The 21,704-nt window shown below is 55.7% G+C and carries 17 protein-coding genes and 1 riboswitch; of the genes, 15 read left to right on the top strand and 2 right to left on the bottom strand.

The window, feature by feature from the left end:
• Positions 1-497: 497 nt before the first annotated feature.
• The 7 genes from KUV22_RS02950 to KUV22_RS02920 all read left to right on the top strand — a co-directional run bounded on the left by KUV22_RS02950 (position 498) and on the right by KUV22_RS02920 (position 8,414).
• Positions 498-2,822: a DNA translocase FtsK gene (locus KUV22_RS02950; protein ID WP_222228232.1), complete on the top strand. Its 2,325-nt coding sequence runs from the start codon at positions 498-500 to the stop codon at positions 2,820-2,822.
• A 100-nt stretch (positions 2,823-2,922) separates the two neighbouring features.
• Positions 2,923-3,540: an outer membrane lipoprotein chaperone LolA gene (gene lolA, locus KUV22_RS02945; RefSeq protein WP_222228230.1), complete on the top strand. Its 618-nt coding sequence runs from the start codon at positions 2,923-2,925 to the stop codon at positions 3,538-3,540.
• The gene (locus KUV22_RS02940; RefSeq protein ID WP_222228228.1) at positions 3,533-4,882 is read left to right on the top strand and encodes a replication-associated recombination protein A; all 1,350 of its coding nucleotides are present in this window, start codon (positions 3,533-3,535) and stop codon (positions 4,880-4,882) included. The genes lolA and KUV22_RS02940 overlap by 8 nt, the downstream gene beginning before the upstream one ends.
• Before the next feature lie 88 nt (positions 4,883-4,970).
• Positions 4,971-5,345: a fluoride efflux transporter CrcB gene (gene crcB, locus KUV22_RS02935; protein WP_222228226.1), complete on the top strand. Its 375-nt coding sequence runs from the start codon at positions 4,971-4,973 to the stop codon at positions 5,343-5,345.
• Positions 5,346-5,363: 18 nt separating this feature from the next.
• Positions 5,364-6,638 carry a serine--tRNA ligase gene (serS, locus tag KUV22_RS02930; protein WP_222228224.1) on the top strand — a complete coding sequence of 425 codons (1,275 nt, stop codon included), beginning with the start codon at positions 5,364-5,366 and terminating at the stop codon, positions 6,636-6,638.
• An 18-nt stretch (positions 6,639-6,656) separates the two neighbouring features.
• Positions 6,657-8,036 (top strand): siroheme synthase CysG, encoded by a 1,380-nt coding sequence (gene cysG / locus KUV22_RS02925; protein WP_222228222.1) that lies wholly within the window; start codon positions 6,657-6,659, stop codon positions 8,034-8,036.
• 114 nt (positions 8,037-8,150) lie between these two features.
• Positions 8,151-8,414 carry a hypothetical protein gene (locus tag KUV22_RS02920; RefSeq protein ID WP_222228220.1) on the top strand — a complete coding sequence of 88 codons (264 nt, stop codon included), beginning with the start codon at positions 8,151-8,153 and terminating at the stop codon, positions 8,412-8,414.
• A gap of 66 nt (positions 8,415-8,480) precedes the next feature.
• On the opposite strand, the gene KUV22_RS02915 is transcribed toward KUV22_RS02920, so the two are convergent.
• Both KUV22_RS02915 and KUV22_RS17265 read right to left on the bottom strand, forming a co-directional pair.
• Positions 8,481-10,097, bottom strand: a complete 1,617-nt coding sequence (locus tag KUV22_RS02915; protein WP_261319081.1) for a penicillin acylase family protein — start codon at positions 10,095-10,097, stop codon at positions 8,481-8,483.
• Positions 10,064-10,840: a penicillin acylase family protein gene (locus tag KUV22_RS17265; RefSeq protein ID WP_261319080.1), complete on the bottom strand. Its 777-nt coding sequence runs from the start codon at positions 10,838-10,840 to the stop codon at positions 10,064-10,066. The genes KUV22_RS02915 and KUV22_RS17265 overlap by 34 nt, the downstream gene beginning before the upstream one ends.
• 338 nt (positions 10,841-11,178) lie before the next feature.
• Between KUV22_RS17265 and KUV22_RS02910 the strand changes: the two genes are divergently transcribed.
• The 8 genes from KUV22_RS02910 to KUV22_RS02875 all read left to right on the top strand — a co-directional run bounded on the left by KUV22_RS02910 (position 11,179) and on the right by KUV22_RS02875 (position 21,679).
• The gene (locus tag KUV22_RS02910) at positions 11,179-13,782 is read left to right on the top strand and encodes a TonB-dependent receptor (RefSeq protein ID WP_261319079.1); all 2,604 of its coding nucleotides are present in this window, start codon (positions 11,179-11,181) and stop codon (positions 13,780-13,782) included.
• A 180-nt stretch (positions 13,783-13,962) separates the two neighbouring features.
• Positions 13,963-15,372 (top strand): ergothioneine biosynthesis protein EgtB, encoded by a 1,410-nt coding sequence (gene egtB, locus KUV22_RS02905; protein ID WP_222228218.1) that lies wholly within the window; start codon positions 13,963-13,965, stop codon positions 15,370-15,372.
• Positions 15,369-16,322, top strand: coding sequence for an L-histidine N(alpha)-methyltransferase (gene egtD / locus KUV22_RS02900; protein ID WP_222228216.1), 954 nt, complete (start codon positions 15,369-15,371; stop codon positions 16,320-16,322). The genes egtB and egtD overlap by 4 nt, the downstream gene beginning before the upstream one ends.
• A gap of 1 nt (position 16,323) precedes the next feature.
• Positions 16,324-16,821 carry a DUF411 domain-containing protein gene (locus KUV22_RS02895; RefSeq protein ID WP_315857497.1) on the top strand — a complete coding sequence of 166 codons (498 nt, stop codon included), beginning with the start codon at positions 16,324-16,326 and terminating at the stop codon, positions 16,819-16,821.
• Positions 16,822-16,909: 88 nt separating this feature from the next.
• Positions 16,910-17,917, top strand: coding sequence for a hydrolase (locus KUV22_RS02890; protein ID WP_222228212.1), 1,008 nt, complete (start codon positions 16,910-16,912; stop codon positions 17,915-17,917).
• A gap of 185 nt (positions 17,918-18,102) precedes the next feature.
• Complete coding sequence (locus KUV22_RS02885; protein WP_222228210.1) at positions 18,103-18,948, top strand: DUF2092 domain-containing protein; 846 nt, start codon at positions 18,103-18,105, stop codon at positions 18,946-18,948.
• On the top strand, positions 18,945-19,490 hold the full coding sequence (locus KUV22_RS02880) for a hypothetical protein (RefSeq protein WP_222228208.1): 546 nt from the start codon (positions 18,945-18,947) through the stop codon (positions 19,488-19,490). The genes KUV22_RS02885 and KUV22_RS02880 overlap by 4 nt, the downstream gene beginning before the upstream one ends.
• A gap of 111 nt (positions 19,491-19,601) precedes the next feature.
• Positions 19,602-19,738: riboswitch (cobalamin riboswitch) on the top strand.
• Between the two features lie 102 nt (positions 19,739-19,840).
• Complete coding sequence (locus KUV22_RS02875; protein ID WP_222228206.1) at positions 19,841-21,679, top strand: TonB-dependent receptor plug domain-containing protein; 1,839 nt, start codon at positions 19,841-19,843, stop codon at positions 21,677-21,679.
• The last annotated feature ends 25 nt before the right edge of the window (positions 21,680-21,704 follow it).

Here is a 21,704-nt window from a genome sequence, read left to right as displayed (position 1 = left end):
GCCATAAACCAGTGAACTGGTTTGCAGCAAAACAGGGGTGGCGGTTGGGGAGGCGACCGCATGGTGCAGCACCCCAAATTCGCGGGCAATGATAGGGGATGAGGCCACCGCTACCAAATAGTTTGGCCTTATTTATTTCATTGGCGCACTTTATAGGATGACCATATCGACACACCAATCCTGACAAGAGAACCGCAAACCTGCACAGGGAACTTCCGGTGTGTAACAAGAGCCGAAGCCCTAGTATCACCGCAACACTCACAGCGCCGACTCTGACAGCGGCAACTGTGGCGCAAAAATCTTTTTCCACATGAGGTCTGCGTGAGGTTTGTCGCGTAACTATTTGAATATATTGGTAAAATAGTCTCTTAATGTGATCTGTGAAGTCCGGCGACGGTAGCATTTGGCGGACGGCTGTAGTACACAGACCCCAATACCCAATAAAGGGCACACATTTCGTGGGTCTTTTAATAAGAACATGATGACCGAGGTGGCCATTGAAGGCTGAGAGTGAAACCGATTCCGGGGCAGCCATCCCTGAATCCCTTATCGCCCGTATCGTCCGTGAGGGCGCCCTGATCGGACTCCTTGCCGGCGCATTGCTGGTCGGGATCAGCCTGCTCAGCTACAGCGCTCAGGACCCCGGTTGGTCCCATACCGGCAGTGGCGGTGATATCCAAAACGCCATTGGCCCGACCGGTGCCTGGCTCGCGGATGTCTGCCTGTCCCTACTGGGCTGGATGGCCTACCTGTTCCCCATACTGATCAGTTGGCGCGCCTATCGAATCCTGCGCGATAAGAACGCCCGTTTCCACGGCCCACTTTTTGCGCTGCGTGTCGCAGGCCTGATCGTACTGCTGGTAGCGGGTGCTGCCATATCGACCCTGTGCTTTAACGAGGCCGAGCAACCCATGCCGTTTTCCAATGGCGGCATCATCGGCGCTGCGGTCTCCTCATTTATGGAAACCGGCCTTGGCTACGTGGGGGCAACCATCTTGCTGCTTGCCCTGTTTGCCATCGGCGTGACGGTATTCACAGGGATGTCCTGGCTGCAATTGCTCGAAGACATTGGCCGCAGTGTGCTGTTCGCCATCAACTGGATAGGCACGCGACTGGCACGGGCGCGTAAAGCGCGGGAAGAGCAGCGCGTAGCGCGCGAAGCCATCGTGGTACGCAAGGCGGCCGTCGAGGAAGAAAAGCAACGGTCTGCCAAGCGCCAGGCGCCCAAGATTGCGGCGGTCGCACCGCCCCCCAAACAGAGCCCCCGCGCCGCCAAAGAGAAGCAGGGTGAACTGTTTAAGGGTCCTGTTACCGGCTCCTTGCCAGCGCTCTCGCTACTGGATCCTGCGGAAACCAATAAGAAGGCCGGCTTCAGCCGTGAAGCCCTTGAAGCCCTTTCGCGGCTGCTTGAGCTGAAGCTTAAGGATTTTGGTGTGGTCGCAGAGGTGGTATCGGTCCTGCCTGGCCCAGTGGTCACCCGCTTTGAAATTCAGCCTGCGCCGGGTGTAAAGGTGAGCCGTATCACCAACCTGGCCAAGGACCTTGCGCGTTCGCTGGCGGTAATCAGTGTGCGTGTGGTTGAAGTGATCCCGGGCAAATCCGTGGTGGGCATCGAGATCCCCAATGAAAATCGCCAGATGGTACGCCTTACCGAGGTGCTCGGAGCAGAGGTGTACGACAAGTCCAGCTCCGCACTTACCCTCGCGCTCGGGCACGATATTGCCGGCCAGCCGGTGGTCGCAGACCTCGCCAAGATGCCGCACTTGCTGGTTGCCGGTACCACCGGCTCCGGTAAGTCCGTCGGCATCAACGTGATGCTGCTCAGTCTTCTCTATAAGTCCACTCCAGACGAGGTACGTCTCATTCTGGTGGACCCGAAGATGCTGGAACTCTCGGTATACGAGGGGATTCCGCACCTGCTGACCCCGGTAATCACCGACATGAATGACGCCGCCAACGGCTTGCGCTGGTGTGTGGGTGAAATGGAGCGCCGTTACAAGCTGATGGCAGCCATGGGCGTTCGCAACCTGGCGGGCTTCAACCGCAAGGTGAAAGAGGCCATCGCCAGTGGTGAGCCGCTTGTAGACCCGATCTGGCAGCCCGATCCTATGTCCAGCGTGCCCGAAGCCGAGCAGACCGCGCCTCACCTGAAGCCATTGCCAGCCATCGTGGTGGTGATCGACGAATTTGCCGACATGATGATGATTGTCGGCAAGAAGGTGGAACAGCTGATCGCACGGATTGCGCAGAAAGCCCGTGCCGCGGGTATTCACCTGTTGCTTGCTACCCAGCGACCGTCCGTAGATGTCATTACCGGCCTGATCAAAGCCAACGTACCCACCCGTATGGCCTTCCAGGTGTCATCCAAAGTTGACTCGCGCACCATTTTGGACCAAGGGGGTGCTGAACAGCTATTGGGACATGGTGACATGCTATATCTTCCGCCGGGTACGGCGGTGCCCATAAGGGTGCACGGGGCCTTTGTTGATGACCATGAAGTGCACCAAGTTGTGGCAGATTGGTGCCGCCGCGGTGAGCCCGAATACATCGACGGTATCGTCGACGATTCCAACAACAGCATCCCGGTACCGGGTATGGCAACGGAAGGGGGCGAGGATGACCCCGAGACTGATGCGCTCTACGACGAAGCGGTCGCATTCGTGACCAAGTCCCGCAAGGCCTCCATTTCTTCGGTACAGCGACAACTGCGCATCGGCTACAATCGCGCCGCGCGCATGATCGAGGCCATGGAAGCTGCCGGTGTCGTATCGGCACAGCAGGCCAACGGCAACCGCGAAGTCCTGGCACCACCGCCCGCATAACGGGGTTTATGCTCCCGGTTCAGGGCTGGTTCACGTGCCAGAGACTAGGCTTTAGGGACAGATTCGCAAATTGGAACGCATCGACTTTAGGAGCCCATCTATGAAACGTACACTGAGCACCTTCCTGATTGCACTGGGCTTTGCTTTTGGTAGCAACGCCTCATTCGCTGATGCGAGTGATGAGTTGAGCCGCTTGCTGCAGCCTCTGGGCGCCATCTCTGGCAATTTTCGTCAGACTTTGAAGGACCAGAAGGGCAAAACACTGCAAAAAAGCAGTGGCAATTTCTCGGTGCAGCGCCCGGGGCGCCTGCGCTGGCAAACGGGCGAGCCATTCCCACAGCTGCTGGTAACCAACAACAAAAAGCTGTGGCTGTATGACCCGGATCTGGAGCAGGTAACGATTCGCCCAGTGGACAAGCGCATGAAGGAAACTCCTGCACTGTTGCTCGGCGGCAAGGTCGAAGAGATTCGCGGTTCCTTCAACGTGCAAAATAAGAAGGGCGCTTACTACCTGACGCCAAAGCGTGCTGGCGCACCCTTTAAATCCATGGTGATTCGCTTTGACAAGAAGGGCTTACCCTCCGCAATGACCGTGCGCGACGGCATGGGCCAGACCACCGACATCAAATTCAATGGCTTGAAAGCCAATCCTTCACTGTCCTCAAGTATCTTCAACTTCAAGCCGCCAAAGGGCACCGACGTTATCCGCGATGAATGACTTATTCCGGTCACCGCGCCGGCATCAGCCTCTGGCCGCACGCATGCGGCCTACCACTCTGGCCCACTATGTGGGCCAGACGCATTTATTGGGGCAGGGGAAACCCTTGCGCGAGGCTGTAGAGCGCGGCCAGTTACACTCCATGGTCCTGTGGGGGCCTCCTGGCGTGGGCAAAACGACCTTTGCGCGTCTGCTTGCCCAGGAATGCGATGCGCGCTTCGCGACGCTATCTGCCGTATTGGCCGGGGTTAAGGAAATCCGTCAGGCGGTAGCCGAGGCCGAGCAGCATGCAGCCCAAAGTGGTCGGGGCACCATTCTGTTTGTGGATGAGGTGCACCGGTTTAACAAGTCGCAACAGGATGCTTTCCTGCCTTATGTGGAAGAGGGCACGGTCACATTTGTTGGTGCCACCACAGAAAACCCCGCGTTTGAACTCAACAACGCACTGCTTTCTCGCTGCCGGGTATATCTGCTGCGCAGCCTCAGCCAGGGCGAGCTTTCTGGTCTCCTGCGGCGCGCATTGGAAGTAGACGATGAGCTGCAAAAGCGCAATATTGCGATTACAGATGAGGTGCTCGACAAGATCACCCTGAGCGCCGATGGTGATGCGCGCAGTGCATTAAACCTGTTGGAGATTGCCTGCGATCTCTCGCGGGAAGAGGGCGGCAAACAGGTAATCGACGAAGATGTGCTTGCCGAGGTGCTCACCGCAGACGTGCGGCGCTTTGATAAGGGCGGGGACTTCTTCTATGACCAGATCTCCGCACTGCACAAGTCGGTGCGCGGCTCCGATCCGGATGCGGCACTGTACTGGTTCGCTCGCATGATCGACGGTGGCTGTGACCCCTTGTACGTTGCGCGGCGCGCGGTACGCATGGCCAGTGAAGATATCGGCAATGCCGACCCGCGCGCGCTGGAAATTGCGCTCAACGCATGGGATGTACAAGAGCGGCTGGGGAGCCCGGAAGGGGAGCTGGCAATCGCCCAGGCCATCGTTTACCTGGCCATCGCCGCCAAGAGCAATGCGGTCTACAGCGCCTACAAGCGCGTGCTGGCGGATATTCGCCGCGAACCCAGCCATGAGGTCCCGGTCCACCTGCGCAATGCGCCCACCAAGCTTGCGAAGGAAATGGCCCACGGTGCGGAGTACCGCTATGCCCACGACGAGCCCGACGGGTTCGCGGCAGGGGAAAGCTACTTCCCCGAAGCTATTGCCGGGCGCCGCTATTACGAGCCGGTTCCGCGTGGGATGGAGCTCAAGATCGAGGAAAAGCTGCAAAAACTGCGCGAGCTGAATCAAAAAAGCCCCCGTCAGCGATACCCACAATCGGAAAAGCGTTAAAATCCGCCACCAACTGCCATCAGTCGTACCAAACTGGTACACCAACTCGACGTGTACCAGGACAGCTCAGTAACAAGGACTTATAGCCATGCAGTGGATAGCAATTGCTCTGGGAGGAGCGGTGGGGGCCATATTGCGCCACCTTGTGGGTGTTTGGGCCTTCCCGGTTTTCGAGCACCGCTTCCCGCTGGGCACACTGATTGTCAACGTGGTTGGCTCCCTGCTAATCGGCATTGCTTACGTTTTGATCATTGAGCGCGGCGCACTGGGTCACGAGTGGCGGTTGCTTATCATGACGGGGCTATTTGGCGCCCTCACAACCTTTTCGACCTTCTCGCTGGAAACTGTGCTGTTGTGGCACAATGGCCAGCCTTTAACGGCGCTGGCCTACGTAGTGGTCAGCCTTCTGGTGTGCCTCGCTGCAACCGCAGCGGCGATCACGCTGGGAATGAAATATCTGTAACGCGGTAATCAAATTATCATGCTCGACCCAAAACTGATTCGTACCCAACTCGACGACGTGGCTGCGGCGCTGGCGAAGCGCGGCGTACAACTGGATACAGCCAAGCTCGAACAACTGGAAGAACAACGCAAAGAATTGCAGGTGCGCACCGAGTCCCTGCAGAACGAGCGCAACAGCAAATCCAAAAACATCGGCCGCGCCAAAGCGGCTGGTGAAGATATCGCACCGCTGCTGAAGGAAGTGGAGTCCCTGGGTGGACAGTTGACCGAAGCCAAGCATGCGCTGAGCGAGCTGCAACAGGAGCTCGACGACATCTTGCTGGCCATCCCCAACCTGCCAGATGCGTCTGTGCCAGAGGGCAAAGACGAAGATGACAACGTCCAAGTGGCCAAGTGGGGCGAGCCACGCGCATTTGATTTCGAAGTACGCGATCACGTAGACCTGGGCAGCAATCTCGGCGGCCTGGACTTTGAGGTAGCCAGCAAGATCACCGGCTCACGCTTTGCCGTGATGAGCGGTGAAGTAGCAAAGCTGCATCGCGCTTTGGCACAGTTCATGCTTGATCTACACGTAGAAGAGCACGGCTATACAGAAGCCAATGTGCCGGTGATAGTAAATAGCGATTCCCTGTACGGAACTTCCCAGCTGCCCAAGTTTGCGGAAGATCTGTTCAAACTGGAGGACGAGCGTAGTTTCTACCTCATCCCAACCGCAGAAGTACCGCTGACCAACCTGTACCGCGATGAGATCGTCGATGCCGATCAATTGCCGCACAAGTACGTGAGCCACACCAACTGCTTTCGCTCCGAAGCCGGCTCCCACGGGCGTGATACCCGCGGCATGATCAGGCAGCACCAGTTCGAAAAAGTAGAGCTGGTTTGTTTCGCTCGCCCAGATCAGTCCATGGACACGCTCGAACAGCTCACCAGTCATGCAGAAGCAGTTCTGCAGAAACTGAATCTGCCATACCGCAAAGTAGTGCTGTGTGGTGGCGATATGGGCTTTGGTGCAACCAAAACCTATGACCTGGAAGTTTGGATTCCATCTCAGGACAAGTACCGGGAAATTTCTTCCTGCTCCCTGATGGGCGATTTCCAGGCCCGGCGTATGAAGGCACGCTGGCGCAACCCGGAAACGGGCAAGCCAGAACTGCTGCACACCCTGAACGGATCCGGGTTAGCAGTAGGCCGCACGCTGATCGCGGTACTGGAAAACTACCAACAGGCCGATGGTAGTATCGAGGTGCCGGAAGTACTGCGCCCATACATGCGGGGCGCAACCAAGATCGGCTAAGCAGTATGGATTAAGACCTTGCGTTACCTGCCTCTCGCTTTTGATTTGAAAAACCGCCCCTGTCTCATTGTTGGGGGCGGCGCCATCGCCACGCGCAAAGCGCGGCTACTCAGTAAAGCGGAGGCACGCCTGCTCGTGGTGGCTCCCGATATCACCGACGAGCTGCGCCAACTGGTGTTGGCCAGCAGTGGTGAGTACATTGTTGGGACTTACCGCCAGGAGCTGCTCGACCACGCTGAAATGGTGGTCGCGGCCACCGCCGATGAAGATGTGAACGCGCAGGTATCGATCGATGCCCGCGCGCGTCGCCTGCCGGTTAATGTGGTGGACTCACCCGAGCACTGCACCTTTACCTTTCCCTCTATTGTCGAGCGCGGCCCACTGGCAATCGGTATTTCCAGCGGTGGGTCCGCACCCGTTCTTACGCGTATGCTGCGCGCACAAATCGAAACACTGCTGTCGCCAGGTCTCGGGCTTATTGCCGAGCTCGCCGGCCGTCTGCGTGACAAGGTGAAGGCAGCGCTGCCTGAACCACAGCGCAAAGACTTCTGGCACTGGGTATTTAACGGGCCAGTGGTCGGGCAGATTGAGCGCGGCCATAAGGCCGAAGCGGAACAGACGATCCTCGACGAGCTAAAGCAGTGGAAAGCGAAACCCGCGCCCAGCGGCGAGGTATATCTGGTTGGCGGTGGCCCCGGCGACCCAGACCTGCTCACATTCCGCGCCTTGCGTTTGATGCAGCAGGCGGATGTCGTGCTTTACGATCGACTGGTATCCACCGAGGTACTGGAGTTGGTGCGCCGGGATGCCGAGCGCATCTACGTGGGCAAGATGAAGCAGTTCCACTCGGTGCCCCAAGACGACATTAACCAGCTGCTTGTCGATCTCGCAAAAGAGGGCAAAAAGGTCCTGCGCCTCAAGGGCGGTGATCCCTTCGTGTTCGGTCGCGGCGGTGAGGAAATCGACAAGCTCGCAGAAGCCCAGGTGCCGTTCCAGGTTGTGCCGGGCATCACCGCGGCCATTGGCTGCTCTGCCTATTCCGGAATTCCCCTTACGCACCGGGATCACGCCCAGTCTGTGCGCTTTATTACCGGTCATTTGAAACAGGGCGACCTGGTACTTCCTTGGGATGAACTGATCGCCAAGAACCAGACCCTGGTCTTCTATATGGGCCTGACCGGGCTGCCAACCATTTCCGAGAAGCTCATCGCCCACGGAATGGACGCCGATACACCGGCAGCACTGGTGGAAAAAGGTACCACCAGAGACCAGCGCGTCATCGTCGGTACCATTGGCACACTTCCGCAACTGGCCGTGGAGCACGAAGTAGGCGCGCCTGCACTTACCATCATCGGCGGTGTCGTCACTTTGCGGGAAAGCCTCGGCTGGTACCAGTAGCAGACCGGTGCCAGTAACAGCCGGGTACGAATAACAGCAACCAAGGCATCCACTCCACCACCCACCAACAAACGCCTATCTATACTCATAGAGACGTTTGCCAAAGGTGGTTCTATGTTGTGGATGCTGCTGCGTTTCTATTGCACCCTTCTGGTGCGGAGCTTTTTCCCTCGGGAGAGTGAGATTGCATTGCCTGACGAAAGCGACAGTCATTTGCGGCGCTATTCCCGCTCTTATCAGATCAAACGCAACTGGGTGAAGAACATCTGGATTGGCGCATCGTTACTGATGATCTGCTTTCCACTGCTGCCATTTGTCCTTGGACTGGGCCTCTTCACCTCGTTCCTTTCGTTCGCAATTCTCGACGAAACCGCATAGCGAAGCGAAATATCGCGCAATAAAAACCCGGGATGCGCAACATTCCCGGGTTTTTGCATAGTGCCGTTACTGCAATGTCAGTGTGTACGCAGCGGCTTTTTCCGTAAAACTCGACGGCTTTCCTTCAACCCAATCGCGATGGCCATTGCCGAAGAAGGGTGACAGCGGGTGCGCACTCTGACCTGTCGCCATATGGAAAATACCGTGCTCTTCGCGACCGGGTGCAACCACGAGTCGCTCTGACGCGCCATTAGTCGCGGACTGGAAGCGCGGCATATGCGAGTCACCCGGCAATGGCTCTTCCGGCATTGCGGTAAACCAATTTACTGCCGGCACTGCGCGGCTCAGAGGATGACGAATTTTTGCCGAATTCTGCACCCCCCAGGTCTGCTCTGCGAGCGGCAGGCCGCCCTCGGCCATTTCAGCCAGCGCCGAATCCAGTGCGGCAAGTTTTAGCGCGCGCCAGTTTTGGTACTCTGGATTTAGCAGGTGCGCGGGCTCGCCGGAAAGCATTTCCCACGCCGGATATTCCATCTGTCGGTTTACGCGATTGAACTCAAAACCCTCATCGAAGCGCCGCATATAAGTCAGCACCGGCGCCGTTGTCAGGTCAATAAAGCGCAGCCGGAAGTTACGTACAATGCGATAACCCACCGAATCGGCGCTGGCGCGGGCACCCCAGTTTTTGACCTGCTCGAGCACCTCGGCATAGTCCGCCTCCGATTCCAAAAGCGACAGCAGATGTTCTTGCCAGCGAGTCAGGAATATCGCGCGATCATCCAGCTGGATATCCAATAGATCCTGTTCGTTAAATGTTTCTTTGGCGAAAAGGTCATCGCGAATTTGTTGCTGGCGCGCACCCAGTGCATAACCGCCATCACCCATGACGCGAAGAAATTCGCCATCCATGGTGCGCGCGTTCGCGGTCCAAATACGATGGGAGGGTGGGTTGTATACGTGCGGCTGCTCTTCCAACGGCAGGTAACCATCCCAGTATGCGCTTCCGTCCGCCCAGCTCACCGAGCGGCTACCATCCAGGCCAACGCGGCGGGGAATAGGGCCGGCCACTGTCCAGCCGATATTGCCTTCACTATCACCCAGCACAAAGTTTTGGTGCGGGATCCCGAGTTCCGGGGCAATATCCATGGCGCCGCGGGTCGTGCCAATCGTTTCCATTTCCAATAGGTTCATATTGGCTCCGCGCACATCGTGCGCTACCCAGCGGTAGGCGAGGAGGTTGCCGTTATGATCCTCACCAATCACCGGGCCCCAAATGGTTTTCCGCACTTTGAGTATTTCATCGGGCTTACCTTTAACCGCAATTGCCTCATCTTCAACGATGAAGTTTTTCCAGCCTTCGGGTGTGAGGTACTGACCTTTATCTTCCGACAACTCGAGCGGAATCAGGTCACCCCAGTCGGCGGTAGTGTTGGTAAAACCCCAGGCTACCTTGCGATTACTACCGGCCACCAGAATCGGGCCGCCGGGCAGGGTGGTACCGCGCATTTCAAACTCGGTTCCCGGAATATTCCAACCGGCGCGATACCAGATATTTGGTACCGTAATGGCCAGGTGCATGTCATCGGCAACGATCGCCGCGCCGTGCTCGGTGAGCGCGCCACCCACCACCCAGTTGTTACTGCCAAAGATCATGTCTTCACTCTCCATGGACGAATAGGCCATGGGCTCACCATCTTCCACAAGTGCCGCAATATGTGTTTCCGGCAGTGAAATAGGGGGGCGCGCGCATCACCAACTAGCGGAGCATCCCAGACGCCGCCTTGCGGTACGAAGAAGCTGTATAGGTCATCGGGAAGTAACTCGGCAAGCGCGTTATTGCGCAATTCAAATTTGCCCGTATGGCTCTGCAGAGTCATGTACATACTGAAGATTGCCAGCAGGCTATCTGCTGGCACCCAGTCGCGCGGCTTCTGTCGTAGCAGCGCATACTCCCAGGGCGCAGCGCTCAATTGGGACAACCCAAAATTCACACCCGCGGTGTACTTAACGAGAATTGCCTTTTGTTCGGCTGGCATCGCCGCAACATTGCGCACGGCACGAGTGCGGAACTGATGCAGTCGAATCTCTTTATCGTGCTGCAAAGCCGCTTCACCCACGAGCTCCGACAGCTCGCCCGCCGAGTTACGGCGCAATAAATCCATCTGAAAAAAGCGCTCCTGTGCATGCAGGAACCCAAGTGCAAAAGCAGAGTCCGTGCGAGATTCAGCATGGATAAAGGCAATCCCCTGGGCATCCCGCTCGATGGTCACCGGGGCCGAGAGAGCACCGGTCTGCAAAGAGCCTTCCAGCAACGGCAGACTTTGACGCAACCAAAACCAAAACACTGCCGCAATGAGCAGGAGTAGGGCGCCAATACCGATTACGCCGCGGGCCAATCGCCTCGGCCAGGGATTTGATGGAATCATCACAAGATCTCCCGGAAATTTAGAGTTGTTATTTTGGGACATACGGCCAAATGTGGTAAAACCGTACCAGTCATAAAGAGCTATCGCTAACGTCGCCTGTTAGCGGATTTTACAGAACCAGCTTGGTAAGTCCGGTCACAAGATGGGTGCTTTTAAAGAATTATGCGCCAGTTTGGCGCACCAGTTCACATTTTTCTGCCGAAAAACTGACCGGTCACAAGAAAAAGGTCATCACAAGCTTTTATTAGGACCGAGGTCCACGTAAGATGGCCCAACATAACTATCAATAACAACCATTTTCCATCACGCTTTACCAATAACTAAAACGCGAGGACGCGATGATGTACAACGCCGACCAGTCCGGAAAAAACCGTTCCTTTACTCTTTCGACGCTTTCAGCTGCGATTGCCGTTACCACGGCTCTGAGTAGCGCTGCCTACGCCGCCGAAATCGAAGAAGTAGTTGTAACCGCCCAGAAACGTGCAGAGAACCTGCAAGACGTGCCTATTGCTATCTCCGCATTCACCGGTGACAGCATGAAAGCCATGGGTGTCAAGAATCTGACCGACCTGGGTAAATTCACCCCGGGCGTAGAGATGAACAACGATACCCCGCTGCAGCCGACCTACAGCGTACGTGGTATCGAAACCGGTGACTTCACCGTAGGTTCCGACCCTGCAGTAGCGGTTTACGTAGACGGTGTTTACACCGGCCGTGGCGCTGGTGCTGAAATCCCACTGGCAGACATCGAGCGTGTCGAAGTACTGAAGGGCCCGCAGGGCACTCTGTTCGGTCGTAACGCTACCGGTGGTGCTATCCACATTATTTCTACCAAGCCTCAGGCCGAAGACACTGCTGAACTGAACATGACAGCAGGTAACTACGGCCGTGTTTCCAGCGACCTGCTGCTGAACAAGCAGCTGAGCGACAACCTGTATGGCCGTTTCACCGCGTCCACCAACCGTCGTGACTCCTTCGCTGATAACATTTCGACCAAAAATGATTTCGAAGTCGGTAATATTGATACCCAGACTTACCGAGCTTCCCTGCTGTGGGAGCCGACTCCGGACACTGAAGTTCTGTGGCGTGCCGATTACGGTATCATGGACCAAGGCAGCGCACTGCGTAGCTCTATTGTCCCATCTCTTCAGGCCGAGAGTGGTACTGATGTTTTCGGTGACTATGCATTGGATGATGCAACTATTGAAGATCGCGACTCCTGGGGCACTTCGCTTTCCATCGTGCACGATTTCGAGAACTTCACCTTTACTTCTATCACTGCTTACCGTGGCTTCGACGCACACCTTCAGCAGGATGAGGACGGTACCGATAACCCTGACTACCGTTTTGGTTCCGCGAACTTCGATGAGCAGACCCAGTTCTCCCAAGAGTTCCGTCTGAATGGTGCTACAGACACACTGAAGTGGACCTTGGGCGCTTCATTCTCCCGCGAAGAGCTTGAGCATACGACCGATGCATATTTCACAGGCGGGTCGCTTGAGTCTTTTGCCGTATATAAAGGCCTTCAGTCTGACTCCATGGGGATTTTAGGCATCCCTCAAGAAGTATTCGACTCCTTCCCAACGACACAACAGGAAGAACTAGCCTACGCTGTACGACAGAACATGATGGACGCTGGCCAAGAAGGTGGAGCAGTCACACAGTTTATTTATGATCTGTTCATTGCTCCAGGCGGTGTGGAGGACCAGTTGTTTGCAGCCGCACAGCTACCCCAGAACCTCCAGCTCCAGCGTCAGCAATTGTTTGGTGCGATCTATTTGGGATCCGCAGATTTCGTTGCACGGGATGTTGAGTGGAATGAATCTGTGTTCAACGAAGGTGATTATCGCTCAACCGCAATTTATGGCGATGCTACCTGGAGCCTGACAGACAAACTGGATCTTACTGTCGGTGCTCGCTATACCGCAGATGAGAAAGACTTCTCTATCGTTAGCCGCTATCAGAACCCTTTGCCCATTGCGGATATGGACATCAACGTAGTTGATGAAAACGGAAACCCAGTGCTGGTTCCTGGCACCACTATTCCGATGACCATTAATCTTGCGGAACAAAATCTGAACTTTGGCCTAGCGTTTAACAACAGTGGCAACCCGAACCTCAACGAGAAGCTGAATGATTCCTGGAGTGATCTTTCCGGCCGTATCGTTCTGGACTACCGTTGGAACGATGATGTAATGACTTTCATCTCGCTGGCCGACGGCTTCAAGGCAGGTGGTTTCAACAGCTTTACCGTCGCAGATGGAATCGACCCTTCATTCGACCAGGAAAGCGTGACCAACTTGGAAATCGGCCTGAAGAGTAGCCTCTTCGACAATGCCGTACGCTTCAACGCTTCTGTCTTTGCTTACGACTACAAGAACCTGCAACAGCTGGACTTGGTCGGCGATCCTATCCCGAACTATTACCTGCGTAATGCGGATGCAGAAGGCCAGGGTGCGGAATTTGAAGTACAGTGGGCTGCTACCGACAATCTGTTCATCGCCGGTAACTACTCCTACCTGGATACAGAGTACACTCGCTACCAGATCATCGAATCCATTGGCGAAACCGAAGAGCGAAATTCCCGTGTTGGCCAGCCTCGTGTAGGCACTCCTGAGAACAAGTTCAACATCATGGCTGAATACACTTGGGAACTGGCTGCAGGTGGCGACGTGTCCATCCGTGGCGACTACAACTGGACCGACGAGCGTGTTGGCTCCATCAGCGATCCGGCCCGTGTTATTCCGGACTACCAGCTGATGAACCTGCGTGCTGGCTGGAACAGCGCCTCTGATCAGTACTCTGCTGCCCTGTGGGTACAGAACGTCACTGACGAAGAGATCGCTGGCGGCTACGGCGGTACCGGTGCAGCCATCGGTGCAAGCCCGGCCTGGCGTTTCATGCCGCGCATGTACGGTGCCGACTTCACTGTGCGCTTCTAATCGCACAAGTCAGTCGTGACACAAGGCGCCTAGCGCCTGCGAAAAGGGTCGGCTTTGCCGGCCCTTTTTTTTGCTCTGCAATAAGTGGCGCCTGACTCTTCCTGAAACAGGCCTCTGCCATGGGATTCGACGTAAATACTTGTATGATCAAAGCACTCGATGCCGTTCTCGGGACAAGGAATGAACCTGATTTCAGAGTTGGACCCAGCAGTAAACGAAGACACAGCCGGTAACCAATCGACACTCTATTGGTGTTCGGACGAACCGCATCCCCTGAGCTTGAATGAGCGCAATGCTCTGCTGATCAAATACCAGAGCGTTCGTCAGCAGACTGAACGTATCGTGGAGCCACTGTCTGCCGAAGACCTCCAGATTCAGTCCATGCCAGATGCAAGCCCTGGTAAATGGCATTTGGCACACACCAGCTGGTTTTTTGAAACCTTCATTCTGCAGCCCCATTGCCCCGACTACGACTGTTTCCATCCCGACTTCCACCACCTGTTCAACTCCTATTACAACGCGCTCGGGACGCCTTTTGCGCGGCCGCAACGGGGACTTCTCTCCAGACCATCACTCGATCAGGTCTTTTCCTACCGCCAACATATCGACAGAGAAATAGAACGCTGGCTTACCGAGGAAGAAGTCGACAGCGACCTCGCGAATTTGCTCGTTCTCGGACTCAATCATGAACAGCAACACCAGGAGCTGCTTCTTACTGACATCAAGCATGGCCTGTCCATTAACCCTATGGCCCCGGCTTATTCGCATGTGCATGGCGAGCTTCGTGAGGAAATGTCACTAGCAGAGCATGAGGTTCTTGCAGAGCTCAGCTGGCTCAGGGTGCCGGAAGATACCTATACCCTTGGCAGTGATGGCAAGGCCTTTTCATTCGATAACGAGGGGCCCGCGCATCAACGCTATCAGCCGGCGTTTCGTATCGCTTCTCGTCTCGTCACAAATGCTGAGTATCTGGCGTTTATGAATGCGGGAGGCTATCAGCAGTCTCGTCTGTGGCTGTCTGACGGTTGGGCGCATGTAAACCAGAACGGAATGAAGGCGCCGTTGTATTGGCGGGAGGTGGAAGGCACTTGGCATCAATTCACGCTGTCTGGATTACAACCTATTAAACTTGATGCGCCGGTGTGCCACGTAAATTTCTACGAGGCCGACGCATTTGCGACATGGGCAGGTTTCCGCCTGCCCACCGAGTTCGAGTGGGAAATAGCCGCGTGGCTACACTGCCAAAAGGGTGCTACAGCCGCTGGTAACATGCTGGATTCTGGTTATTTTCACCCGCAACCCGAGCATGATGATCTAAACGCATCAGACAATTCTACGGCGCAGGGCACCCAGCTTCTCGGCAATGTCTGGCAATGGACCAGTAGTGCTTATCAGCCTTATCCGGGGTTTAAGGCCAGCGCAGATGCGGTAGGGGAGTACAACGGCAAGTTTATGTGCAATCAGATGGTATTACGCGGCGGTTCCTGCGTAACACCACGTAGCCACATCCGCATTAGCTATCGCAATTTCTTTTACCCCCACCAGTCCTGGCAGTTTACCGGTATCCGCTTAGCGGGAGACGACCTATGAATATGGCAGCACAGCAAATCGCAGTAGTAGAAGCATTCGAGCAAGATGTGTTGAGTGGTCTATCCGCAGCGCAGAAAACGTTACCTTGTAAGTATCTTTACGATGAAGCGGGGTCCCGTATCTTTGAACAGATCTGCGATCTTGATGACTACTATCTAACGCGCACCGAAGCCCAGATTTTCACGGAGCAACTCGAGGATATTGCGGCAAAGCTTGGGGCGAATGTTGTTCTGATTGAGCCGGGTGCGGGTAACTGTGAGAAAGCAGAGCCGCTTCTGCAGCAAATGGACAAGCCCAGTGCCTACTTGCCGATGGATATCTCTCCTGAGATTTTACTGGCGGCGCGAGAGCGCATTGAGCACAAACTGCCTGGCCTGAACGTTGTGCCGGCTGTTGGTGACTTCACCAGCGCCTATATCTGGCAACGCTTACAAAATACGTCGGGTCGCAAAGTGGTGTTCTTCCCAGGCTCCACGATTGGCAACTTCACACCAGTCTCTGCCTTGGAGCTACTCAATCTGTTTGGCGCTCGACTGCGTCCGGGGGACGGGCTGTTACTGGGGGCGGACCTGGTTAAAGACTCCATTGTGCTTGAGCGCGCCTACCACGACAGCGAACACGTCACCGAAGCATTCAACAAAAATCTCCTTCATCGTATCAATCGTGAATTGGATGGATCTTTCAACGTCGACAATTTCGCCCACCGCGCGTTTTATCACAGCCGGCGCCAACGGGTAGAAATGCATTTAGTCAGTCTTGAAGAACAAAGTGTGGACATTTGCGGCCACACATTCCGATTTGATGAGGGTGAAACGATCCACACGGAGAACAGCCATAAATACACCCTCTCGGGGTTAGAGGCACTGCTAAACAGCGCCGGTTTTACACCGCGTCAGTACTGGACCGATAACAAACAACATTACGCCATTTTCTATGCCGAGATTGAATAAAGTGATTCCACTCAAGCTCCTGCCATTTGCACTCATCGCGCTGCTACTCGCTGGTTGCAGCAATACCGCTAGTACACCAGAAGGCCAAGCCCCACGGGATGATGCCAACAGTATTACGGTCTATAAGTCACCGTTCTGCCTGTGTTGTAACGATTGGATTACGCACCTAGAAAACAATGCGTTTTCCGTTGCCAGTGAAAATGGCCTGGATACGGCGAGCGTGAAGCAGCGGTGGGGTGTACCTGCCACCATGCAGGGGTGCCATACCGGCGTCTGGAACAATCAGTATGTGTTTGAAGGGCATGTCCCCGCGCGGCTGATTCGTCAATTTCTCGCCAATCCCCCCAAAGGCAGCATAGGTCTTGCCGTACCGGGAATGCCCAAAGGCAGCCCAGGAATGTATCGCGGTAAAGATTTTGAGCCCTACGTGGTCTACGCAATACTGCCCAACGGTGAATATCGATTTTATGAGAAAGTAACAGCGCCGGAGGCCAGTTAACCCAATTATGCTGCGCAGGCTGGATTCCATACGCGCCAGCCGATACGCTTGCAGCCCTTACGCAAAACGTATCAGGGCTGCACGCATTTTGAATACCGCCTCCAATACAGACCACCCAACGTCACAGCCATTTAAGCCCGCAACGGGGCTGGCAAACTGCCACCTGCAAACGATCTTTCCGGTTTTTCACCGCCCCAAGCCCTGGATTCGGACCCAGCTCCAATGGCTGGCCACACCTGACGGCGACCGCATCGGCCTGCATACACCCGTGCGTCTGAGAGATGACCCCACGCAACCGATCGTACTGGTGTTGCATGGCCTGGAGGGCTCGGTGGAATCTTCTTACATTCAGGGACTCATGCCTGCACTGCTGTCTGCTGGCTTTCAGGTAGCGGTGATGCACTTCCGCGGTTGTGGCGGTATCCCGAACCTCTTGCCGCGCGCCTATCACAGTGGCGATAGCGGAGATCCTCGCTGGCTCGCCGAAAAACTCGCAGAACACTATCCAAACACCCCGTTGATGGCTGTCGGCTATTCACTGGGCGGAAATGTGTTACTGAAATGGCTGGGTGAAGACGGTGAGAACAGCCCACTTAAGGCCGCGGTCTCGGTGTCGGCGCCACTGGACCTACATCTGTCGAGTAAGCGAATGAATACCGGCTTCTCACGGGTATATCAAAAACATTTGCTGGACAGCCTTAAGGAAAGTCTGAAGCGTAAAGCGCAGGACCCAGCGATCGCACAAAAAATGCCACAACTGGATGCCCCTCGTGCATTCAGCAATTTTCGCCATTTTGATGACCACTTTACCGCCCCCTTGCACGGGTTTAGGGATGTGGATGACTACTATGATCGGGCGTCCAGTCGCCCCCATCTTATCAACATCGCGCGCCCGACCTATCTGATCCACGCAGTGGACGATCCGTTCGTTTCCCCCAAAGCCATACCCACTGCGGCCGACGTGAGCGGCTCGGTCACACTGGGAATCAGCAAGCGGGGAGGGCACGTGGGTTTTATCAGTGGAAGCCTCTGGCAGCCGCGTTACTGGCTTGAAGAAGCCATTCCAGCATTCTTGCATGCACAATTGGCTGCCTGATATTCAGTTTCGCTATTTGAGCAAGTTCGAATGCAGCCATTTTGTGCACGCTCAAAGGGGCAGCGCAAAATTTCGTTAACGTAAAGTAGCAATTTTCCTCGGCGCCCGAATCTACTAGCTATTCTGTTAGGTGTATCGAATTTCGATTTGCACTTTCCCCGGACTTTACCGGACAGGAGTAGCTAATGAGAAACCCGAGCAAGTGCGCTCGACGGTCAGGGCATCGACTCGTAACTCTTGCCCTGGGAGCTGCACTCATCACAGGCATTGGCGCCGCAACTACACCATCCGTATTCGCTGCAATAGGCCGGCACGCGTCGCAGGCGGAAAATGCCATTCAAAGCGATCAGGCATCGATTAAAGCCGCTTATGAAGCGCTGAGTGCGATGGGGAAAACCCTCGCCAGCCAACAGAAGCTTGCCTATGACATCAAGATGGTCACTGATGTGATCACTGGAAAAGGCAAAAAGATGGCCGTCAACGGTACCGCATCGGTGCGCTTCGAGCGCCCGGACCACTTGTTCGTGGATTTGAAGACGGACACCATGGAGCGCCAGTTCTACCACGATGGCAATCAATTCACAGTCATCGCCAAAAAAGATGGCTACTACGGGCAACTGCCCGCATCCGCGAGTACCCGCGAGGTACTGATCAGCACGGCAAAAGACTACGGCATCGAGATACCCGTCGTGGACTTGCTCGAGTGGGGGACACCAGAGGCGCGCAAGATCGACCTCAAGAAAGCAAAACGCGTGGGCGAAACCACCTTGGATGGCAAAGCCGTAGAGCACTGGGCGTTACATAGCGGCGGACTGGATTGGGAAATCTGGATCACGACCGGTGAACAACGCCTGCCGATGAAGCTCATCACCACCAATAACCACCTACCGGAAAAGCCCCAGTTTACAGCCGAAGTGCACTGGCGCGATGCGAGCTCGATCAATGACACGATGTTTTCACCACACCTGTCCAGCGACCTGAAGCCCATCACGTTCAACAAGATTCAACCTGCACCGGAGGCCGGCCAATGACGCGCACGTTGAAGCGATTCATACATGGCGGTATCGCCAGTGGAGCTATCCTCGCCGGCTTGTTGAGCATTGCCCCCGATGCAGGGGCGCGCCCAGGCTTTCACGCGGGCGGTATGCATTTTGGCGGCGGCTTTATGAATGTCGCTCCGCACTTCCGCGGCGGATTCCGCCCAGAACCCGGGCTCCGTGACGGTACGGCTTACCACGGCCCCAGACCGGGCCTGCGACGGGAGCTCCGCCCAGAGGAGCGTCGGCGGCCCATTCCAGAACACGGTGGTGGCGGGCACCATGGTGGAGGAGGACATCACGGCGGTGGAGGCCATCACCATCCGCGCCATCCATACTGGCCCGGCTATTGGGCCGGCGCGGCGGCAGGTGCCGCAACCACAGCAGCAGTGGGAGCCTGGACCTACACGCTACCCGAGTCCTGTACTGCGGTCAGCGTGAACGGCGTGACCTATGAGAACTGCAGCAATACCTGGTACCGGCCAAAGTATGCCGGCTCGCAGGTTGTCTACGAAGTAGTTGCACCGCCCCGCTAACCCCAGCTGGCCGGGCAGTGGGCTCCAGCGCACCGCTCGACCGGCCATTGACTTCACAGTCCCTTTCCCCTAACGTCGCACCCGCGATCTGAGGTGCCTTCTACCTGTCTATTCGGCCACACGCCGACAGGTTGGGAAGGTTAAACGGGAAGTCCGGAATTCCGGCGCTGCCCCCGCAACGGTGATCCACTTCTGCCTTTATTGTTAGGAGTGGTCAGCCCGATACCGGCCTCTAGTCGAACCACGATGGAGCGGAGGGCTACCATCCTGCAAGACCTTTCCCGCGCCTATGCGTGGTGTTTTGCTATTCCTCCCTCGATCCCATGTGCTTTTGTCCTTAGGGGTTGAACTTGAATAAGATCTTACTTTCCTCGGCCATATTGGCCGCCAGTAGCGCACCTGCGCTCGCGCAGTCTTCAGACGAAAAAGAAGCCACATCAATTCCGAACCTGGAAACGGTGATCGTCGTCAGCTCGCGCCAGGCAACGCCATTGCGCCATGTTGCCACCTCGGTGACCACCATCGACGAAGAGCAAATCAAGGCCCGCGGCTATTCCTCGTTGTCTGAAATTCTGCGCAGCGTACCTTCTGTTTCCGTTTCCAATACTGGCGGCATGGGTAAAACCACCTCGCTGCAGGTTCGCGGAGAATCCGGCTTCCGTACCCTGGTACGTATTGACGGTATCGACATATCCGACCCTACAAGCACTCAGGGCGGTGCCCATGTAGAGCATATTCTTAGCAGCAACCTGGCCAGAGTAGAGTTACTACGTGGCCCACAGGGTATGCTGTACGGTGCAGATGCCGGTGGTGTGCTCGACATTTCAACGCGCAAAGACAATGGCGCAGTCGAATTTAATGCGGGCGCGGAAGCGGGTAGTTACGACTCTCATCGCTACAACTTGAGCAGCGGCGGCGCTATCGGGCGCGCAGACTTTTATGTATCAGCAGCAAAGGCCTATACCGACGGCTTCAACACCAGTACTGGTGACGTGGTACTGAAAGATGACGACGGCTACAACAACGGTACCGTGCATTCACGTGTTGGATTCAATTTTTCTGAACAGTGGCGCGTGGAAGCCGTAGTGCGGGATACAAATGCAACAACTGAATACGATCGCTGTGGCTGGTCGCCGCAGGTCGATGACTGCTCGTCGGAGTATGAGCAGAAAAACCAGCGTATCAACCTGGCCCACAACAGCGAAAATACTCAGCATGAATTCGCTTACACCCATTCTGATCTAAGCCGAACCTATTTGACTGAAGGCGTAACGTCTTATCAGGTAGAAGGGGGGCGCGAGCAACTGAATCTGAATGGTAGCGCAAACATCACCGGCAACCATGGTGTTGTTTACGGGCTAGAGCGTCGAGAAGATACGTCATTAGACCTGTCCCGTGATCAATGGGCGGCATATTCCGAGTATCAGGGCAGTATTTCCGAGCAGGCATTTGTGACCCTCGGCCTGCGCCATGACGACAATTCAGACTTTGGTAGCCACAATAGCTACCGCGCAAGTGCGGCATATGTTTTCGATGAGATCGGTGACGGCTCACTCAAACTGAAAGCGAGCTATGGTACTGGCTTCCGCGCGCCCAGCCTTTCAGAAATCAACTACAACCGGAATTACTATCCGGACCTTCCGGCACTCGCGCCCGAAGAAAGCCGCGGCCTCGATGTGGGTGCTGAATACTACTACCAAGACGCGCTGCATCTTGAGTTTGTTGTGTTCGATCAAATCGTGGAAGACGAAATTTGGTTCAACCTCGCAGACTATAGCTACCGCCAGGGTGGCCGCAGTGAGTCGCGCGGCGTGGAACTGATCGGTGCCGTGACGTTGAGTGAAGCCCTGTCGCTTTCAGCAAACTACACCTACACCGATTCCGAAACTACAGACGATATCGCACGGCCGCGCCGTCCTCAACACATAGCAAACCTCGGGGTAACCTATACACCGATGGAATCACTGAGTGTCGTGCTGAACACACGCACGAGCATCGATGCGATCGATATTGATGGCTCGGACATGGATGACTACCAAGTGGTCGATGCCAGCCTGCGCTACCAACTCAACAATACCGCCACCATCTATGTCCGTGCTGAGAATCTGCTGGATGAAGAATACGTGGAGGCTGCCGGCTTTAATACCGCGGAACGCGCGGCCTACGCCGGTGTTGAGCTGCGCTACTGATTACACAGCGATAACCTGATAGAGA

Origin of the sequence: Microbulbifer agarilyticus, from assembly GCF_019800665.1 — a bacterium.
GTDB lineage: Bacteria > Pseudomonadota > Gammaproteobacteria > Pseudomonadales > Cellvibrionaceae > Microbulbifer > Microbulbifer agarilyticus_C.
The sequence above is the reverse complement of the archived record's forward strand: the minus strand, read 5'-3'. Positions and strand labels throughout refer to the sequence as shown.

Bases quoted from the DNA above. Each gene is read 5' to 3' on its own strand.
- lolA (WP_222228230.1), top strand. From the start codon at position 2,923: ATGAAACGTACACTGAGCACCTTCCTGATTGCACTGGGCTTTGCTTTT.
- KUV22_RS02940 (WP_222228228.1), top strand. From the start codon at position 3,533: ATGAATGACTTATTCCGGTCACCGCGCCGGCATCAGCCTCTGGCCGCA.
- crcB (WP_222228226.1), top strand. From the start codon at position 4,971: ATGCAGTGGATAGCAATTGCTCTGGGAGGAGCGGTGGGGGCCATATTG.
- serS (WP_222228224.1), top strand. From the start codon at position 5,364: ATGCTCGACCCAAAACTGATTCGTACCCAACTCGACGACGTGGCTGCG.
- KUV22_RS02920 (WP_222228220.1), top strand. From the start codon at position 8,151: ATGTTGTGGATGCTGCTGCGTTTCTATTGCACCCTTCTGGTGCGGAGC.
- KUV22_RS02915 (WP_261319081.1), bottom strand. From the start codon at position 10,097: ATGGCCTATTCGTCCATGGAGAGTGAAGACATGATCTTTGGCAGTAAC.
- KUV22_RS17265 (WP_261319080.1), bottom strand. From the start codon at position 10,840: ATGATTCCATCAAATCCCTGGCCGAGGCGATTGGCCCGCGGCGTAATC.
- KUV22_RS02910 (WP_261319079.1), top strand. From the start codon at position 11,179: ATGATGTACAACGCCGACCAGTCCGGAAAAAACCGTTCCTTTACTCTT.
- egtB (WP_222228218.1), top strand. From the start codon at position 13,963: ATGAACCTGATTTCAGAGTTGGACCCAGCAGTAAACGAAGACACAGCC.
- egtD (WP_222228216.1), top strand. From the start codon at position 15,369: ATGAATATGGCAGCACAGCAAATCGCAGTAGTAGAAGCATTCGAGCAA.
- KUV22_RS02885 (WP_222228210.1), top strand. From the start codon at position 18,103: ATGAGAAACCCGAGCAAGTGCGCTCGACGGTCAGGGCATCGACTCGTA.
- KUV22_RS02880 (WP_222228208.1), top strand. From the start codon at position 18,945: ATGACGCGCACGTTGAAGCGATTCATACATGGCGGTATCGCCAGTGGA.